At 36.7% G+C, this 19693-nt stretch carries 20 protein-coding genes; 5 read left to right on the forward strand and 15 right to left on the reverse strand.

Features of this window, described 5'->3' with window-relative positions; all coding sequences use genetic code 11:
* The first annotated feature begins 34 nt into the window (after positions 1 to 34).
* Positions 35 to 598 carry an AmmeMemoRadiSam system protein A gene (gene amrA / locus KJA15_02130; protein ID MBZ9572103.1) on the forward strand — a complete coding sequence of 188 codons (564 nt, stop codon included), beginning with the start codon at positions 35 to 37 and terminating at the stop codon, positions 596 to 598.
* A 94-nt stretch (positions 599 to 692) separates the two neighbouring features.
* Here the strand turns inward: amrA and KJA15_02135 are convergent, their stop codons facing one another.
* The 4 genes from KJA15_02135 to KJA15_02150 form a co-directional block, all read right to left on the reverse strand.
* Positions 693 to 2048: an NTP transferase domain-containing protein gene (locus KJA15_02135; protein MBZ9572104.1), complete on the reverse strand. Its 1356-nt coding sequence runs from the start codon at positions 2046 to 2048 to the stop codon at positions 693 to 695.
* Between the two features lie 207 nt (positions 2049 to 2255).
* Positions 2256 to 3644 carry an NAD(P)/FAD-dependent oxidoreductase gene (locus tag KJA15_02140; GenBank protein ID MBZ9572105.1) on the reverse strand — a complete coding sequence of 463 codons (1389 nt, stop codon included), beginning with the start codon at positions 3642 to 3644 and terminating at the stop codon, positions 2256 to 2258.
* A gap of 220 nt (positions 3645 to 3864) precedes the next feature.
* A complete protein-coding gene (locus KJA15_02145; protein ID MBZ9572106.1) occupies positions 3865 to 4164 on the reverse strand; it encodes a hypothetical protein in 300 nt (99 codons plus the stop codon).
* Positions 4165 to 4399: 235 nt separating this feature from the next.
* Positions 4400 to 5503 (reverse strand): inositol-3-phosphate synthase, encoded by a 1104-nt coding sequence (locus KJA15_02150; GenBank protein ID MBZ9572107.1) that lies wholly within the window; start codon positions 5501 to 5503, stop codon positions 4400 to 4402.
* Positions 5504 to 5550: 47 nt separating this feature from the next.
* On the opposite strand from KJA15_02150, the gene KJA15_02155 reads away from it, so the two are divergent.
* From KJA15_02155 to KJA15_02165, 3 genes are read left to right on the forward strand one after another with little or no spacing between them, the layout of a single operon-like run.
* Positions 5551 to 5853 carry a PadR family transcriptional regulator gene (locus tag KJA15_02155; GenBank protein ID MBZ9572108.1) on the forward strand — a complete coding sequence of 101 codons (303 nt, stop codon included), beginning with the start codon at positions 5551 to 5553 and terminating at the stop codon, positions 5851 to 5853.
* On the forward strand, positions 5850 to 6518 hold the full coding sequence (locus KJA15_02160) for a hypothetical protein (GenBank protein MBZ9572109.1): 669 nt from the start codon (positions 5850 to 5852) through the stop codon (positions 6516 to 6518). Before KJA15_02155 ends, KJA15_02160 begins: the two co-directional genes overlap by 4 nt.
* A gap of 23 nt (positions 6519 to 6541) precedes the next feature.
* Positions 6542 to 7159 (forward strand): elongation factor P, encoded by a 618-nt coding sequence (locus KJA15_02165; GenBank protein ID MBZ9572110.1) that lies wholly within the window; start codon positions 6542 to 6544, stop codon positions 7157 to 7159.
* Between the two features lie 171 nt (positions 7160 to 7330).
* Here KJA15_02165 and KJA15_02170 read toward each other — a convergent pair whose 3' ends face one another.
* The 11 genes from KJA15_02170 to KJA15_02220 all read right to left on the reverse strand — a co-directional run bounded on the left by KJA15_02170 (position 7331) and on the right by KJA15_02220 (position 17821).
* Complete coding sequence (locus tag KJA15_02170; protein ID MBZ9572111.1) at positions 7331 to 7594, reverse strand: hypothetical protein; 264 nt, start codon at positions 7592 to 7594, stop codon at positions 7331 to 7333.
* Between the two features lie 148 nt (positions 7595 to 7742).
* Positions 7743 to 7976: a hypothetical protein gene (locus tag KJA15_02175; protein ID MBZ9572112.1), complete on the reverse strand. Its 234-nt coding sequence runs from the start codon at positions 7974 to 7976 to the stop codon at positions 7743 to 7745.
* Positions 7977 to 8121: 145 nt separating this feature from the next.
* Entirely contained in the window at positions 8122 to 8841 is a 720-nt protein-coding gene (locus KJA15_02180) for a hypothetical protein (protein MBZ9572113.1), read from the reverse strand.
* Positions 8842 to 9056: 215 nt separating this feature from the next.
* The gene (maf, locus tag KJA15_02185) at positions 9057 to 9638 is read right to left on the reverse strand and encodes a septum formation protein Maf (protein ID MBZ9572114.1); all 582 of its coding nucleotides are present in this window, start codon (positions 9636 to 9638) and stop codon (positions 9057 to 9059) included.
* Between the two features lie 14 nt (positions 9639 to 9652).
* Positions 9653 to 10096: a hypothetical protein gene (locus KJA15_02190; GenBank protein MBZ9572115.1), complete on the reverse strand. Its 444-nt coding sequence runs from the start codon at positions 10094 to 10096 to the stop codon at positions 9653 to 9655.
* A 114-nt stretch (positions 10097 to 10210) separates the two neighbouring features.
* Complete coding sequence (locus tag KJA15_02195; GenBank protein ID MBZ9572116.1) at positions 10211 to 12361, reverse strand: fibronectin type III domain-containing protein; 2151 nt, start codon at positions 12359 to 12361, stop codon at positions 10211 to 10213.
* 547 nt (positions 12362 to 12908) lie between these two features.
* The gene (locus KJA15_02200; GenBank protein MBZ9572117.1) at positions 12909 to 13511 is read right to left on the reverse strand and encodes a signal peptidase I; all 603 of its coding nucleotides are present in this window, start codon (positions 13509 to 13511) and stop codon (positions 12909 to 12911) included.
* A 288-nt stretch (positions 13512 to 13799) separates the two neighbouring features.
* Entirely contained in the window at positions 13800 to 14189 is a 390-nt protein-coding gene (locus KJA15_02205) for a response regulator (protein MBZ9572118.1), read from the reverse strand.
* Between the two features lie 37 nt (positions 14190 to 14226).
* Complete coding sequence (locus KJA15_02210; GenBank protein MBZ9572119.1) at positions 14227 to 16095, reverse strand: PAS domain S-box protein; 1869 nt, start codon at positions 16093 to 16095, stop codon at positions 14227 to 14229.
* Between the two features lie 139 nt (positions 16096 to 16234).
* Entirely contained in the window at positions 16235 to 16672 is a 438-nt protein-coding gene (locus KJA15_02215; GenBank protein MBZ9572120.1) for an NUDIX domain-containing protein, read from the reverse strand.
* A gap of 474 nt (positions 16673 to 17146) precedes the next feature.
* A complete protein-coding gene (locus KJA15_02220; GenBank protein MBZ9572121.1) occupies positions 17147 to 17821 on the reverse strand; it encodes a response regulator transcription factor in 675 nt (224 codons plus the stop codon).
* 243 nt (positions 17822 to 18064) lie between these two features.
* On the opposite strand from KJA15_02220, the gene KJA15_02225 reads away from it, so the two are divergent.
* Positions 18065 to 19252: a hypothetical protein gene (locus tag KJA15_02225; protein ID MBZ9572122.1), complete on the forward strand. Its 1188-nt coding sequence runs from the start codon at positions 18065 to 18067 to the stop codon at positions 19250 to 19252.
* Positions 19253 to 19693 lie beyond the last annotated feature (441 nt).

The following is a 19693-nucleotide window of genomic DNA, read 5'->3' on the forward strand; positions in this document are numbered from 1 at the left end:
AGGAAATTAAAACGAAATTGTTTGTTAAAAAATTATGAATCCACATATTTCTCTTGCTAAATTGGCGGTTGAAACTTATATCAAGGAAGGGAAAATAATTTCTCCGCCTGATGATTTGCCAGCAGAATTTTTTAAAAAAAAGGCAGGAACTTTTGTGACCATTGAGAAAAGTGGAGATTTAAGGGGTTGTATTGGGACTTATTTGCCTCTTCGGCAGAATATTGCTGAAGAAATAATCAAAAATGCCATTGCGGCAGCTACTGAAGATTATCGATTTGGGCTAATCAAAGAAGAAGAGCTTCTCCACCTCTCTTTTACTGTTTACATTTTAAATGAACCGGAATTGGTTAAAAATACTTCTGAGTTAGATTCAAAGAAATATGGAATAATTGTCAAAACCGTACCTATTACCAAGTCGAATGGTACTGATGTAGTTTTTAATGGTCATGTTCCTCACAAGAGCGGACTTTTACTTCCTGATTTAGATGGCGTGGATACTGTAGAAAAACAAATTTCTATTGCCTGCCAAAAAGGGGGAATTGATCCGAAATCTGAGAAAATTTTAATTTATAAATTTACAGTAGAGAAATATCAATAAATTGTAGTCAATAAAAAGAGCGGCTTTTGGGGCCGCTTAGATTGATATTTTTTTGGCCTTAGTCTATTCTTTTCTCGAATATCTCAATCCCCACTCATTCTCCTCCACTGTCAATGGCGTGCATATGTATGGCTGCTCTTAAGGCATATACTACAGCAGTTAAGGCTGAGTGAAACAAAATTCCCATTAGTGAGTAAAGAGGCCCGCCTAAGATAACCCCTATCAAGATGTATACATTGTAGATATTTCTTCTGCCAGCAATTCTCCTGAAAGCACGCTCGAACCTTCCATAAACATCCAAGCTTACGCCCATGGCTCTACTGAACTGGTCATAGCAAAACCTATAGAATGCAATGAATGTGATAGAAATGGCAGCAAATGTAATGGGTAGCAAGCCTTCACTTTGGCTTAAGAACAAGGCAAGTGCTACTAGCCATGAAAATTCGTACAACATATCAAATGGATGCTCCATAAGCCCAAGTTTTGTTGAGCACCAACGTATCCTAGCCAGCTTCCCATCTAAACCGTCCATGATGCCAACCGCAAACGTCAACAGCGCCCCGAGCCCTAGAAATCCAGAGAAGAAAAGGTACGTTGTAAACCAGGCAAGGATGTTTGTGGCAATGGTTAATCTATTAGGGGTTATGAACGACCAGTCAGATATGTAGTAGAGGATGGCGTTCTCTATCGGTCGATTAAAGTAATGGGCAACAAAATCTGAAGCGCCGCGCTTCTTCTGTGAATTTTCAATAATCAATCTCTTGGCACGGTCAAGATCCAGCTTGGTATCTATGTCCGCCCATAGATGCTTGCTTACATCAACTACTTGGGCATCTCCGTTCTGGCCCGCGATTCGAACGCAGTCCGCTAGCTCCGAAGCCCCTTCTTTCATGGCTTGTTTGGCGTACTCAAAAACCTTGGTTGAACAAAGGAAAAATCCAGTGTCAATGGCAACATTTGATTGGTTAATCTTTTTGCCTATGTCAAGGATTGTACCCCCTCGCTCAAGCACCTTGGTGTCTTCCCCTGATACTTTGTCGACGGCCAAAACAATGGTACTCTCAAACTTGCTATTGATGAGCCTTTTCAGGATTCCTGAGTCGAAGATGTGATCACCCATACAAAGTAGAAAATTCTGCTGGAAGAGTCCTTGTGCGACCAGAAGAGAATAGAGGTTGCCTTTCCGCCAGTGTTCAACATTTATATATCGAATTTGGAGACCTGCATAATTCTCGCCAATCTGTTGACGAACCATATCTGCTTTATACCCAACGGCTATCCATACATTTTTTATTCCCGCTTCCTTTAGGCCGTGAAGAACCCTTCCTATAAGAGGCATACCAGCAACTTGAAGGAGAGGTTTTGAGCGGGCATATTTTCTCAGTCTGCTCCCTTCTCCTGCAGCTAACACTAAGGCGGGAATTGAGTTGTTTTTCTTAACTCTTCTCATTCTGCTTTCTCCTCTTGTTTGTCAATGAACTATTTCTAATACAACAATAGCAAACAACCTTAAAAAAGTCAAGTATTTAGGAATTAAAAAGAGCGGCTCTTTGAGCCGCTTTCTTGTTTTTTGGTTTTGTCTTTTTCTTTCTGAAAATTCTCAAGTTTCACTTAGTGTTTAAAACATTTTTTCCCGGATCTTTCATCGCTTTCTCAACTATGTTAACGCTCGTTTAACGATTTCTCGGGCTACGATAATGCCTGAAACTGAAGCCTGAATCAGACCTCTAGTGACACCTGCACCGTCTCCGATTGCGAAGAGATTGCTAATTTTAGTTTCTAAGTGGTTGCTGAGCTCTAAGCGAGCGGTGTAAAACTTTACTTCGACGCCATATAAGAGGGTATCTTTAGAATTTAACCCTGGCGCAATGTGGTCTAATACTTGAAGCATCTCACGTATGTCAGCTAAGTAGCGATACGGCAGAACGAAACTAAGGTCACCTGGTGTGGCATTTTTGAGTGTGGGCACAACTAAACTGCGGTTAATTCTTGCTTCGGTACTACGTCTTCCAGCTTCTAAATCGCCTAGACGTTGAATAATTATGCCACCGCTTAAGAGGTTTGTGAGTCTGGCGATATATTTGCCGTAAGCGATTGGCTCGTGGAATGGCTCTGTAAACCTTGTGCTAACTAATATGGCAAAGTTTGTGTTCTCTGTTTTATGTTCAGTGTAGCCTTGCCCGTTGACTGTTATGATACCTTCGTATGATTCGGTTATGACTTCGCCTCTAGGACAGACACAGAATGTGCGTACGCGGTCGTCGAACGATTTAGAGAAATACACAAATTTAGGTTCGTACAAGACTTCGGTTAATTCATCCATGACCGAAGCTAAAACCTCGACTCGCACACCAATATCAACTGGGTTGTTAAGTGCTTTGAGACCAACTGTCTGGGCTTCGGTTGTGAGCCATTCGGCTCCGCTTCTGCCGGGCGCAACAATAACGTATTTGCTTCGAACCTTCTCACCTTTTATGGTTTCCACACCTTCAACCTTACCGTTCTCGACCAGTAGACGTTTAACTGCTCTACTTGTCTGGATTTTTACCCTCTCTTTTAAGTGACGGTGCATATTACGTAGGACCCGGGCGCATTGTTCTGTACCCATGTGGCGGATTTTTTGTTGTATGAGTTTGAATCCAACGAACGCGGCTTTGTGCTTGATTTCCTCTACTTTGTCTTGGTCTGTTCCATAAACATGTTCGGGTGCACCGAATTGACAGTAGATGCTGTCAACATAATCGATGTAGTTAGCTAATTCCTCTTTAGTTATGTAGTCGGTTAGCCAGCCGCCAACCTCGGTTGAGAGATCAAGTTTGCCGTCACTAAAGGCGCCAGCTCCTCCCCAGCCCTGCAATAGCGTGCAAGGGCTACAATTGACGCATTCGAGGCCTCGGCTAGCTGGACATTTGCGCTTTTCTAAGTCGGGTCCCTTATCAAGCATGAGGATTCTTAGCTGTGTGTTTTCGTTTTTAGTGAGTTCCAGCGCGGAGAATATACCAGCAGGGCCTGCACCTACAATGATGACATCATAAGGTTGAGACAAAACAAATTCCACCTCCTTGTCATTTTCTATTCCTCTTTTCTCTCTTTCTTTCTTTTACCTGTTTTTTTATCTCTTTTATCCTTTCCTGGATTACTCTCGGGTCATAGCTTTCTTTTTGGCTAAAGCGATTAGCTCTTTTCATCCCAACTATCACCTCACTCCACCTAATTTAAAACGAACCGTTTCTAATATAGCAAATAGTTCTAAAATGTCAATAATTTTACACTTTTTCTAACAAGTCCTGGCAAAACTCTCTCATCTTTTCAAGCTCTGCTATCCCCTCTTTTGTTGTTCTATATGCTTTCTTTCCCTTATATTTTTCTCTTCTAATATATCCTTGATTTCTAAGACGATATAACACTCTGGAGGTTAAGAATTTTCCGGGCAAAAATCCGAATTTTTCAAAAATTAATCTCCGAACCTCATCATTAGAGATTTCTTGCTCTTTACCTAAGATTAGAATATAAATCCAGAGATTATTTTCAGTATTTGATTTTTTAAATCTTTCGAAGGGTTCCATAGTGGTGATTCAAGTTTAGTCGCTCGCCCTCTCCAGTCTCCGACTGGCGCTCGGCCTTCGGCCTCGCTTCGGGCTCGCTCTTTAAAAACCCACGGTTTTTAATATTTTCCTACACGGGAGAACCGGAAGGTTCTCCCAGACGGGGCTTTCCGACTCAACCCGCTTCGCAGGCTTCGCGGAGAAGCCTCGCGTCTTGACCGACCCCTCTCCGATTTGGGTTATCTTTATTAAATTATTACCGTTCTCTTTTCTCTAAAATAAATTCTTCGACCATTTCTCTTGCTTTTTCATCAGTAAATTGTTGAGGGGGTGATTTCATAAAATAGGCTGAGGCTGAGATTAATGGTCCCCCTATTTCTCTATCCAAGGCTAATTTTGCTAATCTTATAGCATCAATTACGCAACCTGCCGAATTTGACGAATCTTCAACATTTAAACGAAGCTCAAGGCCCATGGGTATATCTCCAAATTGTCTTCCTTCTATTCTAATAAAAGCAATTTTTTTATCTTTTAACCAGGGAACATAGTCAGAAGGCCCAATATGTAAATTGTCATAACTTAATCTTTTTGAAAGCTGCGATTCAACACTTTCTGTTTTTGAAATTTTCTTTGATTTAAGCCTTTCCCGAGAAAGCATATTCAAGAAATCAGTGTTTCCACCTACATTTAATTGATAAGATTTATCTATTTTTACTCCCCTTTTAGAGCAAAGATGCGATAGGACCCGATGGACAATTGTTGCTCCAATTTGGCTTTTTATATCATCTCCAATAATTGGTAAGTTTTTCTTTTTAAATTTTTCTGCCCACTTAATATCGGAAGCAATAAAAACTGGCATACAATTAATAAAAGCGCAATTAGCTTTAAGGGCTTCTCTTGCATAGAATCTTGCTGCTTTTTCTGAACCGACTGGGACATAATTGATTAAAATTTCAGCCCCCGACCTTTTCAATTCTTTAGCTACATTTGTTGGTTTTTCCTTTTTGGGCACGAATATTTTTTCTTCGGGATAATCTTTTAAATGTTTAGCCACTCCATCTAAAATTGGACCCATTTTTACAATTAGTCTTAAATTTGGTATTTTAGAATAAAAGACCTTTGTACAATTTGGTTTGGCAAATATTGCTTCAGAGAGGTCTTTCCCAACCTTTCTTTTATCAATATCAAAAGCAGCCACCAGCCTTATATCAGAGACTTTGTATTTCCCAACAAGATTATGCATAAGACCAGGAATTAGTTTATCATCACTGGTAACGCCTTTGTAATGAAAAATACCCTGAATTAAAGCTGAGGCACAGTTCCCTATTCCTACAATAGCAATCTTAATATTTTTTCTCATACTATTATTATTTTACCGTGGTAAAATAGTATGTCAAGTGAAAAACTATGTTACCTTTTGAACGCCTTAAAAAATATAATACTAAAGGAAATCTCTGGATTTATATTCTTTCTTTTTTAAAAGAAAGAAAAATTTATGGCTGGGAGGTCCAGTCTTTAATTAAAAGAGAATTTAATTTTAAACCAGGCCTAATTACACCTTACCGGGTTCTTTATAGATTGGAAAAAAATGGCTTTGTAAAAAGTAAAATGAGAGAAAAAAGAAGAATTTATGAAATTACCGAGAAAGGGAAAGAAGAACTAAAAAAGGCAAAGATTTTTTATCAAGAACTTTTAAAGAAAATAAAATGATTAATCAAAAAATCGCTAAAATATTATATAAGATAGAAGAATTATTAACTATAAAGGGAGTGGCTTATAAACCAAAAGCTTACAGAAAAGCCGCTAAAGTTTTAGAAAGTTTGGAAAAAAATATTTCTGAGGTTTATCAAAAGGAAAAGATTAAAGGCCTTGTTAAGATTCCGGGTGTTGGTAAAAGTATTGCTAAAAAGATTGAGGAATATTTAAAAAAAGGAAAGATTAAGTATTATGAAAAACTCAAAGAGGAGACAGCTATAAGACAAATTGTTACTTATTATTTCGAAACTAAAGATGTAAACCTAGGGCAACTTAAGAGAGATGCCAAAAAAAGAAAAATAGTTTATTCCCGATATACCAGACCAGCAAAGCAACTTTTGGTTCTATCTGGTTCGGTTAAAAAAGCGAAGGAAGCAATTGATAAAGTAGCTGAATGGGCAAAATCAAGAGGGTTAGATTATGCTATTGAAACTGTTTTTAAAAAATGGTTAGAGTTAGATAGATTAAAACCAAAAGAAATTATTAAAAAACCTTATTATCGGGGGGATCCAATGGTATGGTCAGAAACCAGAAAAAAGTGGTATGTGATAGATCAAAGTGGCGATTGGTTAGAATTTGCTGGCAAGGAAAAAGATATAGAATGGAGAGTTATTAAATAATCCTTCGAATTAGAAATAAGAAAATGTTATCATATACCGATCTTAAAAAAGGAGTAAAAATTATTCTGGAAGGAGAGCCTTATGAAATTTTAGAGGCCAGACCCTCAAAGATTGCTCAACGCGAAGTCATTTTAAAAACAAAGGTTAAAAATCTTATTACAGGCTCTGTTTTTTCTAAAAATTTTCACCAAAGAGACACCCTTGAGGAGGCTGAGGTTTTGAAATTTGAGGCAAAATTTCTATATTCGCATCGAGATCGCTATTTTTTCTCTGAAAAGAATAATCCTTCAAAAAGATTTGATTTGGGCCTTGAGCAAATCGGGGATTCTTCTAAATTTTTAAAACCAGGGCAGATTGTTCAAGGTTTGATTTTTAAAGAAAAAATAATTAACATTTCCTTACCAATAAAGATTCAACTAAAAGTTACCCAAGCCCCACCAGGGATTAAAGGAGAAAGAGCTCAGGCCGGAACAAAACAGATCACCTTGGAAACTGGAGCTAAAATAAATGTCCCTATTTTTATTGAAGAGGAAGATATTATTGAAATAAATACTGAAACAGGTGAATATGTGAGGAGACTACAACCCGCCCACCACCCTCCCATCCAGCAAAGCCGGATGGGCCCCATTGAGAAAGAATAAAGAATAAATAATTTATCAAAAAAACTAGCCTAAGAGCTAGTTTTTAATTTTATTTCCTAATTAGGAGTTAGCATAAAAAATGCGACACCTTTATGTGCCGCTTTCAGATTATTTTGTTCAATGGATCACTGATGCGTTATGGGGTCTATTAGGTTTTCGGGCCTGCTATACTCACCAGTATGGTGTTTTGTCAGGATGCGTACAGGAAGAATTAATATAATATTCACATTTTTTGGTAACATCTTCGCCACCATCACATTCTTTAGGAGGTAACCGAGCAAGACTTATGGAGCCTCCTTTAATGAAATCACCCAAACGAGGACACCAATGCCAAAGGATATTCTTGGGAAAAGGCTTCTTAAGCCATCTTAGTTGATCAGCTTTAGATATTTTAACTATTTTTTTCACCCCTTTTTTAAAGGACTGTGTTTTCATAATATAAAAATAGAAAATTTTAGTCAAGAATTAATAAGCCCCGAGAAAAGTCCTCGCCGCGTCTGACGCGGTGAGGACAAGGGCAAGGGTGGATGGTTTAGAGCCAAACTGGTAGGGGTTTGAATAAAAAAGAGCTGAGTATTTTCTCTCAGCTTATTTTAGGCACTATATTCTGAAGTAGATTCTTAAAGTCATGGTCAAATTGTTTTTGGTCGGGAATTTGATAACCCTCTTTAACTAGAACACCACTTACTTTAAAATTTATCTTTTTAAGTTTATCAACGAGAATACTTCTTATCATAAGCTCTTGAATAAACCAAATCGTTTCTGGAGGTTCTTTTTCGCTGTTGATTTCAACACCTTGGATTACACCTAATTCCATTTTCTATCACCCTCTATTTTAAAAAGCTTTTTCTTTATAACAAATATCATAAAATTTGTCAATGAGATAAAGAAATAAAGGCTTGAGAAAAACTCTCGGTTTGTGGGGTGTAAATAAAAAAAGACAGCCTCTTAATTGGACTGCCTTATGACTTCCTCCCCAAGATAGCTATCCGGCAAAGATCTTCAATGAAATCTCTCATTACTTCCAATCTCCTCTGTATTTCTTCTTTAAGGGCTGATTTAAGAAGACTTCTGACTGGAGAAAGAATCTCAGACGTAACGCAGTAGTCAAAGATTAAAAATTCTAAGATCGAGTTCTTTTTCATTATCATCTGCTCCCTGGTAATCTTTTCTGGGTAATCGAGGTAATATTTGACTTTTTCTTCCAACGAATCAGTTCCTTTAGGAATCAAAGGAATTCTAGAGCTCCAATCTTTTATAATTCTATAGATTCCAATTGCCCCAATAGAGTCCATATGATCAAAGACTACTAGAAGGGCTAAACAAAGGTCTTTTTCATCTCTCGGTTCATGCCCGCCTAGGCCTGTTGAATGATTAGCAATAGCATATAGAATCCATTCTTGGTGTTGTACATCCGAAAGCTCATTTTGGAACAATTCATTCAGAATCTTCGCGGAACGAACCGCATGGTTTTCTTCAGATATGGTATAGCCGACGTCATGGAACACAATAGCACATTCTAGTGCATCTAGGAGTTCATTGCTAACCAATGGATTACTATTTCTAAAGAGATTGAAGCTAGAGTAGGCTCGACGGGTATGAGGAAGCCCATGAATTGTTTCTTCTTCGGTTAAGTACCGCTCAACAACCTGCCAAATCTTGGCTCTTAGCCTATCTTTCATTCTTTCTTTTCCCTCCTTTTTCCGTTTATTTTTTTGTTTAGGTGCTTTCCGTATTTCTTCCCTTAATTTCCAGGCATATTAGCCGGGATTAAGAAGAAGGTCTTTTGAGTATTCACTCTTCAGACATTTACATTATAGCAAATAAATTTTAATTTGTCAAGATAAATAAAACCCGAGGAAAGTCCTCGGGTCAATGAATGGGAAATAAAAATAGACTATTTTTTGTAACCGACATCGGGAAGCATTTCAACAATTATTTCTAAAGGAATACCTCTTAAAAGATTGTTGTAACTTCCCTCTATTCTTTGGATAAATGCTGAGCTGGAATGTTTTAGAGGATCATAACCTAAGGCATAGGTGTTATAATGAGGGTCTTCATCAAGATATTTATTAATCTCTTTATCTGAAATATTTCTCATAAAAACTTCTGTCTTAATCACCTTTGAAATCGCTCTATTTAGAGCTATATTAATCATATAAATTCCTGTATAAAATTGATGATTATTTCCTGAAAGAAACTTCAATCTCTGGGATGCCTCTTCTCTTGATTTTGGTTTTTCAAGAATTTGACCTTTAAAATATCCAACTGAATCCATTCCAATTATAATGGCATCAGAATAACTTTTGGCAGCTGCTTCAGCTTTTAATTTTGAAAGAGTTCTTACCAACTTTTCAGGGTTAGCCCTGTCTACTTGAGATTCATCCACATTACTCCTTTTTGTTTCAAAATCAATTCCTAAAAATTCAAATCCCTCCCTACGATATGGAGAGGCTGTAGCTAAAATTATTTTAGTCATGAAAAACTAATAAATTAATGAATTTTTTCTAAGTTTCCATTTAAGACAATAGGTTCCATTGCTTTAATTTCTTCTGTGTAAGGCATTTCCTCAGGAACTGGGTTGAGTATATAAATTGGTTTATTTAAATAGTATGCAACAGCAATTTCGGCAAAAGTATTACCGCCGATATAATTTTTAATTCCCATTCTATCGTAATTTAAAACTAATATAGTATCTCCCCTTTTAACTTCTTTGAAATGTTTTCTTATTAAATTATGTTTCTTCTTAAAATCGGCAACCGTTCTACCACCTTTAAAATCATCCAAATTAACTTTGCCAGTTGCAAAACTCTCTGCCATCTCTGGAAGTAAAACTTTATGTCCACTTCTTTCTAAAATCTTTTTTGCTTCAATCATCTCTTTAGCAAATTTTGCACTAGCACAAATAGTAATAGTCATCAAGAGAGATTTTAACATATTTTTTATTCTGAATCAAAAAATCGCCATCTTGGCGATTTTTTTTAACTGAGTAGAAATGATAAAATAACTCCGAGGTTATTTCAGCTCAAATCAGAATATCACTTCGTCTACTTAGAGCTCAGTCCATTCCTTCTTTTCTTCTTTCCTTTTCTCTCTAAATAACAAGGATGAAATAATTAATATCACTGTAACAAGAAGTAAAATCCAGCAGCTCGAACGGCAGAAGAAACAGTACAAAATAACTAATATAACCGTAGCAAGAAGTAAAATCCATCGCTTCTTTCTCTCTTCTCTTTTCTTTTTAGATAACAAGAATAAGATAACTAATACGACTATAACAAGGAAGGAAAGACGACAGAGGTTTTCGAAGTTAAAGAAACTAACAACTGCTGCTAAAAGTTTCTCTAAGCCTGTTTTGGGCTCCTCTTCTTCTTCGGCTAATTTTTCTTCCTCTTCAGGTTTTTCTTCCTCTTCAGGTTTTTCTTCCTCCTCGGGTTTTGCTTCTTCTTCAACTTCTTCAATAATCTCTTCTTCAACCTCAACCTCTGGAACTTCGGGTGGAGTTGGAGGAGAAATTTTCTCTATCTCTTCTCTTAATGCCTCTGTCCTATCCCCTATTTCTTCCAGTGCCTTTTCTATATCTTCAAGAGAAATTTCCTCTATTACCTCTTCTTCAACACCTTCTTCTTCAGCGCTTCCGGTAGTAAAGGTTAGCTCATCCCCTAAAATCTCAGGTGAACTTTGAGAAACTGCTCGCCAGTAGTAAGTAGTATCAGGAGTTAAACCAGTAATTGTTACTGTATGGAAAGTGACTTTAGTTGGATCCTCAATAGTTGAATTAGCATAGCCATAATTTGGGGCGTCGCCTAAAGTAGGATGAGAAACAATATCATAAATCACCCTGCTGGTAGCTGAAATATTGGTAAGCCAAGTAACAGTAGCTGTATCGGCCTGAACCTCTTCGTTTTCTTCATTAAATATAATTAAACGAGTAGGACCAGGACCACCGGTCATGACAGGACCACCGGGAGTAACTTCACAGGCTGGATCCCCTTCGCAGTCACTATCATCGCAGTCTGCATAACCATCGCAATCGTCATCTAAATCATTGTCACAAATTTCAGTGACAGGCTCATTGTCAGGCACACATTCGTCCCAGAAACCGTCTCCATCGCAAGTTTGGGTACCAACAGCACAAATACCCGATTGGCCAGTATCACATGATTGTGTTTCTTCTGGCTCGCATTCTGGTTGACAATCAGTGTCATCATCGTCAATGTCGCCGTCGCAATCATTATCTATTCCATCATTACATATTTCTTCAGCGCCAGGATTAACTTCTGGATTAGTGTCATCACAATCGTCACCTTCTAAACAATAAATCTCGTCATAAGCATAATAACCATCTCCGTCAGCGTCAGTGCATTCTGGCCCCGGACCTTCTAATTGACATTGACTTGAGCAACCGTCGCCGTCATCAATGTTTCCATCGTCACATTTTTCACCTTCCTCTACTATTCCATTTCCGCATACTGGCTCAACAGTTTCTTCTTCGCATATACAATTAATACAAACCATCCCTTCGTCACAATCTCCATCGCATTCACATTCTTCGCCATCATCTAAAATACCATCGCCACAATAAGGACCAGTTAATTCAACAATTTCACATTCGAGAGAACAATAAGTACAAGTGGACCCATATTCAGGAGTACATTCTTGGCCATTGTTTTCTCCTTCATCACATTCCTCGCCATCATCTAAAACTCCGTCACCACAATAAGGCTCAGGTTCCTCTTCTTGGTAGTTACCAAAATTTATTCCATACTTACAATAATTTTCTATCTCGACAAGGTGACAGCCATTATTTTCAGTGGGATAGGTTTGCTCCCAGCCTTCTTGCTGAACTTCACAGATGGTGTAAGAACCCGGAGATAAATTAGAAAACCTGTACTTACCTCGCTTATTAGTAACAGTGGAATCGCTGAATTGCTCAGGGCCCTCAATAGTAATGGTCCATCCTTGAAGACCTGACTCACAATAATTTTTTACTCCATTACCATTTTTGTCGTTAAATTTCATTCCTGAAATAGCGTAGGTTGGTTCAGATGGACAAAAAGAACATGCTAATGCCTGCGAAGAAAAACTGAACACTGAAAATACAAAGCCACCTACAAAAATCGCAACGAAAATTAACATTAGAGCCTTTTTGGAATAATTTACTTTTTTTGAGTTGGAGATACGAATTGAGAAAATATTCATAGTTTTGGAATACTAAAATAATAACACAATAAAAATTCTTTCGTCAATAATGAGTTTCCCTCCTTAACCTAGGAAACTTACCTAGGAAAAAAGTAAAGAACTAACAAAGAGCAAATAAAGAACAACTGAAAAACGAGTACCTCCTTATTTAAATAATAATAGTATATTAAGAATTCCTTTGTCAAATGATAACTTACTTCTCCAGGCGGCCAAATTGCAGTTAACAAGCTTTAAACACATCTATAAGAGTTCTGACGAAAGATAAAAAAGTGTCCAATAATGGGCTTTTTATTTGAAGAAAAATAGATTTGATACTACTTTTGACCGATGCCCTATCCGTGTCCTACCTATGTCCTACTTATGGGACATGGTGACCATCTTTTTCAAATAAAAAAGAGCTGAATTTATATTATCAGCTCATTTGTCAGGCTTTTTCCTCTGCCTCTTCTGATTAATGTATCCAGCTATGATTTTTCCAATAGTAATACCAAAGACTATTCCAAGCGCTATCTCAATAACCTCCCTTCTTTTTTTAGCGTGCACTTGTTTAGACCATTAAACTCAATAGTAAGGTTAATAATCTACCTACAGAAAGTATAAGAATTATTGCAAGGATTGCAGTAGTTGAGTTAAGCACTGAATATTCAGATTTCTTAGTCAGAGCACTTCTTCTAAAGAAACAGTAAGCTACTCTCATTAATATCAGATCAGCTGGCAGCAAGATTGATGCGTATAGCATATATGGCGTCGTAAAAAAGCTAGTCGATTTAACATCTGTCACCTTACCTATCACTTGATCGGCTGTTATTTCCCAGTCGTCTGGTACATCATTAGCATCTCCTTTTGTCTTGAATATTAAGAAGCTTGGATTTTCTTGTATCTCCACTACCCTGTGGGCAACTGCTACTGGTATTGAATCTACCCTGAAGGAAATTATATCTCCGACTCGTATGTCTTCTATGCCTCTTTTTACTAATATTGTGTCGCCATGCAACATCGCTGGAGTCATGCTATGTCCTATTGTTATAAAGACGTAATCAGCACTAACTAAGAAAGGACACCTTGTAAGGATGAATGGTGAAACCAATAACAAGAGTATTACTAATAGCCCTATATTTAGAATCACTTCTAATCCTTTTTTCTTTTTCAATATCTCACCTTCTTTTATTCAATTCAGGTCACGATATCTTTTTTTACATATTTCAAAGAGCTTTTCCTCCTTGACTAAAATATTTTAACAAAAGTTATAGAAAGAGTCAAGTCCGAGATTACAACCCACCCAAGGACGGAGCGTTTCGCTTCGCAAAAGCGCCTCGCGTCCCGACCACATCCTCCCACCTTCGGTGAGCTCCTAAGCCCTCGCCGCGTCAGGCGCGGCGAGGGCAATTGCTATACTGAAAGTCGTGGATGATTTTCTAGCCTTTGAGTGGGGATTGATTTATTTAAATTCTAATTTTTCTTTAACTTTTTTTACTATATCTTCAAGTTTCCAGTCGGTTTTAACCAAAAAATCATAAACTCCGTCTTTCAAGGCTTTGGCTATTGTTCCCATATCGCTTAAATTAGTTAGAATAATCACCGGAACATCTTTACCCCAATTATCCACTCGCAACTTCTTAAGCATCGTTATTCCATTCATCTTTGGCAAAATAATATCTAGTAAAATCAAATCGGGATGCTCTTTTATGGCACGTTCCAATCCCTCCTCCCCATTTTTTGCCTCAAGCACACTAAACCCTTCGTCAGTAAATCTATCAGCTAATATCTGTAACATAGCCCTCTCATCTTCAACCACTAAAATTGTTTTATTTTTTGTTGATTGCTCCATTATATACAATAATTAATTTTAGATTTTAAAAAGCGAGTTAAATATTTAATCTCTTCTTCCCCTTTTTCTTTTTCATTCCTTCTAGAGGAATTGTGGCATAAAAAGTGGTACCCTTGTTTTCTTCTGATTCAAGCCAAATTTTACCGCCAGATTGCTCCAGGACCGATTTAACAATATAGAGCCCGAGGCCAGTACCATCTGGCTCTTTTTCTCTTATATTGTCAGCCCGAAAAAACTTAGTAAATATTCGTGATTGTTGAGTTTTTGGAATACCATATCCAGTATCTAAAACTTTAATAAGTACATCAGATTTTTGTTTCTTAATTAAAAGCTTCACCCTGCCCCTTTCAGGAATATATTTAACAGCATTAGAAAGTAAATTTTGGAAAACAATACGCATAATATTTGGATCAGCATTGATAATCGGCAGATTTTTGGAGTAATTCTTCTCCACTTTTAATTTTTTATTTTTAATTTGTGGCGAAAGCCCACTAAGCACGCTATCTGCAATTTCTGTAAGATTTATCGGCTCTGGCTTAATACCAAGAATACCAAGCTCTATTCTCGAAACATTTAAAAGAGCATTCACTGATTTTACCAATTGCTGATTAGCGGTATAAATTTCTTCCAAATATTTCTTTTGTTGATTATAAAGTTTTCCTGCTTTCCCAAGAAGGAGCATCTCGGAATACCAATTAATGGTAGTCAGGGGGGTGCGGAGTTGATGAGAGGTTAAGGACACAAATTCTGTTTTTGCCTGGTCAGCCTTTTTGCGCTCGGAGATATCTTTTGTTATAGCCATGAAAGCCATAGGTTTATCAGATGAATCCCGAATAATACTCGCCGAGAGTTCTGCTGGAAACTCGCGACCGTCTTTAGTCAAAAAAGTATATTCTATATTTTTTACGGAGCCTTGCTTTAAGGTTTTCCTCATGTTCTTTAATGCCCTCTGCCAGTCCTTCTGAGCAATTAAATCAAAAGCTCTCTTACCTATTAATTCTTCCTTTACAGAGAAACCATGCATATTCAAGGTTGCCCGGTTGCACTCGATTATATTTCCATTTAAATCGGTAACTGTAATAGCATCGGGAGATGAACTAAATATATTCCGCAACCTCTCTTCAGATTCGCTGAGCTTTTTCTCCATCTTCTTGCGCTCGGTGATGTCTCGAATAACAGCTGCTATGCCTATAACTTTTCCCTTTGCATTCTCAACCCTTTGTTTAACAATATGAAAGCATTTTTCATCAAGCCATTCTTCTCTAGAGATAAAGCCAGATTTAAAAGCCTCTATGTCACTTTTCCTGCAACCTTTAGCAACTGTTTTTGGCATAAAATCAAAGTCTGTCTTGCCAATTATATCTTTTACCTTTATATTGAAAGGTTTTTCATGCGCTTTATTAGCAACTAAATACCTAAAATTTTTGTCCTTAAGAAAAATAAGGTCAGATGAGGAATTGATAAGTGATTCAATTTTCTTTTGATAGCTCTTAATTTCTTCTTCTCTCTTCTTGCGCTCGGTGATATCTCTTAAAATTGCTAAAGAACCAATAATTTTCCCTTTATCTATAATAAATGGTGCAGCACTTACCTCAGTTACTAACCTCTTCCTATTTTTATTGACTCCTTCTATCTCATAAGGAGGGGCTTCTATTCCTCTTAATCTTTTTTTAAAATATTCAGCGATTCTTCTTTTACTTTTGGAGTTAATAAACTTAAGTTCTTTAAAATGGTGTCCTTTTATTTCTTTTGGACTAAATCCAGTTATTTTTTTAACTGCAGGGTTAATATCAATAATCCTCCCTTTTTTATCAAGAAAAACAACAATATCTTTCATCTCTTCAAATAAAATTTTGTATCTCTCTTCAGGCTTTTTCACGTTTTTGCTCATTTTTTTGCCTGACATCTTTAATATCTAAATTTGTATTTTTATTTTATCACACTCCCAGGATTATCTACAAAACAAAAATCTTAAAAACTCTCGGGCTGCGGCTTGCCCTGAGCGAGTCGAAAAACTCCCCTTAATGGATGATATTAGAACTTGTCTACTTTGAATATTTTTCTTTGTATTTTAAAATTATGGTTCTGGCAGGTTCTACAAGGGGTAATTTTAATGCTTCATCCAGAGTTGTCCATATGTATTCCGTTCCTTCTTTATTAAGAACAACGTTAGTGTCTTTAGCTTTACATACATAATCAAAAAGAATAAAATGTTTTTTCTTGTGAAATTCCTTGCCAAAAATAAATTCTTGTAGGGTTATAAATTGTATATCAAATATATTAAGGTTTGTTTCTTCTTTTATCTCTCGCTTAAATGCTTGTTCGATTGTTTCTCCAAGTTCTATATGTCCACCAGGAATGACATATTTTCCTTTCCATTTAGGAGAAGTCATAAGTAAAACCTTGCCTTCTTGATTGAAGATTAAAGCACAGACAGTTGGTTCTGGATATTTTTGCTTACTAATATTATTTTGCTCGCCCACATAATTAAATTACGACAAATTGTTATAATCGTTAAACAACACATTAGCTCCAACCTCTTCCGCCTTAATTTTTTCCTTAATCTACGGTCCTTTTAAGACATATTTTTACTAAGATATATTAAATCGCAAAAGTGAAAGTTTTATACAAAACGTGCCATGGATATATTATAATATTATATGGAGGGACCTATCCATGGCACGTTTTGTTTTATCTATCATATACACTTTATGGTAGATAAGTAGATACCTCGTATGTCCTTCCAATAATATTGGGGTCCTTCAAGGGAAGGGCAAGACAAGACCCGGTATAGCTCGCCCTTCCCCCCTAAAAGAGCCATCTTAATTATAACTTTCAAAGATGAATTTTCTATGAAGCTGAAAAATTCTTATCTTAACTAAATAAGAGAAGATTTCAAATTAAAAAGTCTCCAAAATTGGAAGCTTTTTAACAACAAAATATGTTTAAAAAAGAGATTATCCTTTAATTCGGTAACCCACACCACGGATCGTTTCTAATAATTTTTCCTGATTGCTATAATCTATTTTTTTTCTTAAATTCTTGATGTGCACATCCACGACATTACTAAATGAGTCGAATTCGAAACCCCAAAGATTAAATAATATTTGTTCTCGGGACATTACCTGATTAGGATGGCGCATTAAATATTCCAGTAAACTAAATTCTTTTAAGGTAAGAAGAATTTCTTTACCATTGCGGAAAACTTTTTTAGTAACAATGTTAAGAGTTAAATCTCGTACTTTAAGTTCAATAGGTAAAGATTGTTTGGGTCGGCGCAGGAGCGCTTTTATTCTTGCAAAAAATTCCTTGAATGAAAATGGTTTAACAAGATAATCGTCAGCACCCCTGTTAAGACCAGAGACTATATCGTCAGTAGTATCTTTTGCAGTTAGTACTAAAATCGGAGTGACTATACTCTGCTCTCTAATATTTTTCAAAACGGTAAGCCCATCTTTTTTAGGCAGTATTAAATCGAGAATAATTAAATCGTAATCATTATGATATAACTCGATACGGCGTTGACCGGCTTCGCCATCCAGAACAAAATCAGCTGTAAAGCCTTCTTTCTCTAGGCCTTCTTTTAATGCCTTAGCTAATTTCTCCTCATCTTCAACAATTAAAATCTTCATATAACTTTTATATAATTAATTATTTATATTTTATACCTCAAGGCCTGCTTCTTGCTAACTATTAAACGCATACTTGTTGTTTAGCCTTTAATTAATTATATCAAAATAAAACCCCGAGAAAAGCCCTCGCCGCGCCTGACGCGGCGAGGGCAAAAAGTACCGTAAGATTAAAACCTGTTTGATGAGTTTTCAAAAGAACCAAAGGCTTGATTTTTTAGTGTAAAAATGATATAGTATAATATTATGCAATCGATTTTCACTATCTTAACTATTATTGTTGCGATTGTGGTCTTTTCTTATTTTTGGCAATTTTTAACGATTGAGTGGGAAAATTTACAACAAGGAATTTTTTCTCAAGCCCAAGGGAATGCTTCTAAAAAGCAATCTACAGGAAAACAAACCTTTGTAAAGTCTGCTGGGACAGCAGCGATAGTAAAACCCAAAGGGTCCGCTATCTCGGTCAACACCTATATAACTGCCGGTCCAGAAGAAGGGGAAATTATAGAAGAAACGAATAAAGTTACTTTTGAATTTGAAGCAAAAATTTCTCCGGAAGAAACTAAGGGGCGGGTATCGTTTGAGACAAAAATTGAAGGATTCGATGATGATTGGAAAAAAACTTATTCCAAAAAGAGAACAATAAGCCTTCCACCGGGACCCAAAGAATATATTTTTTTAGTTAGAGCGAAAATAAAAGATTCAGTTGATCCCACCCCAGCCAAGAGAACTTTTAAAATGAATGTTTCTCCCTATTTTGAGAAAGTAAGAATTTCTAGCGTAAGAATTCAAAAATCAGAAAACCTACCATCCTATCGTTCCTCTTTAATAACATTGAGGACTTATCTTAAAGAAGAGGAGATTAATATCACCGGTTGGCATATTAAGGGAAGAGGAGGTAGCTTTGTTATTCCTGCAGGGATAGAAAAATATCTTCCTGGTTATAATTCAATTCCTCAGAAAAGTATTTTTGTAAAACAAGGGGATAAAATATATATGTCTGGCGGTTCAAATCCTTTAGGAAGAGGTAGAAACTTTCGTCCCAATAAATGCATGGGTTATTTGGCTAACTCTCGCGATTTTATTATTTCCCTATCAAAAAAATGCCCAAAACCAAAGAGAGAAGAAATCTCCCATCTTCGCCCCTGCTGTCAAGGGTTTATTCTCCGTCTCGGAAGATGTAAAGTTCCCGATTATTCTAGTGATTGGAGAATTTCCCGTGACTCACAATGTGTATCTTATCTTAATAAAAATTTTAACTATGAAGGCTGTTTTATAAATTATTCCAGAGATGAAAACTTTTTAGAAAAGAAGTGGCATATTTATCTAGGTAGTGATATTACCACTAGTGGTTATTGCGACACACTTTATTTACGAGACCAAAACGGCCTCATTGTAGATACATATTCTTACGGACGACCTGTCTGTAAATAGATATTTTTATTAAAACACTTTTACTTAAAATTCCATCAATAAACTAAAAAAACTGTCTTAATTATGGCGGTTTTTTTGGTCTGGGTTAAACCAAAACCCCCGAGACTACAACCCACCCAAGGACGGGGCGTTTCGCTTCGCAAAAGCGCCTCGCGTCCCGACCACATCCTCCCGCCTTCGGTGGGCCCCTAAACTCTCGGGGCGGGCGGAAATAAAAAGGAAGGTTTAAATTCTTCTTCTCTTTCCAAGAGGTTGCATTACTCTAATAGTAAATAACAGACAAACCTCGTTCCCCTCCTGCAAGAGTTATTTAAGGCAACAACTCATATTGGGAGAAGAAGAAACCTTCCTATGAATACTCCATATATTAGCATAAAAAGGTTAAAAATACAAGACAAACCCCGAGAAAAACTCTCGGGCTAACTTACTGCGGGTCGTGGA

It is taken from the genome of Patescibacteria group bacterium, assembly GCA_020148145.1.
GTDB lineage: Bacteria > Patescibacteriota > Minisyncoccia > Minisyncoccales > JAHCRE01 > JAHCRE01.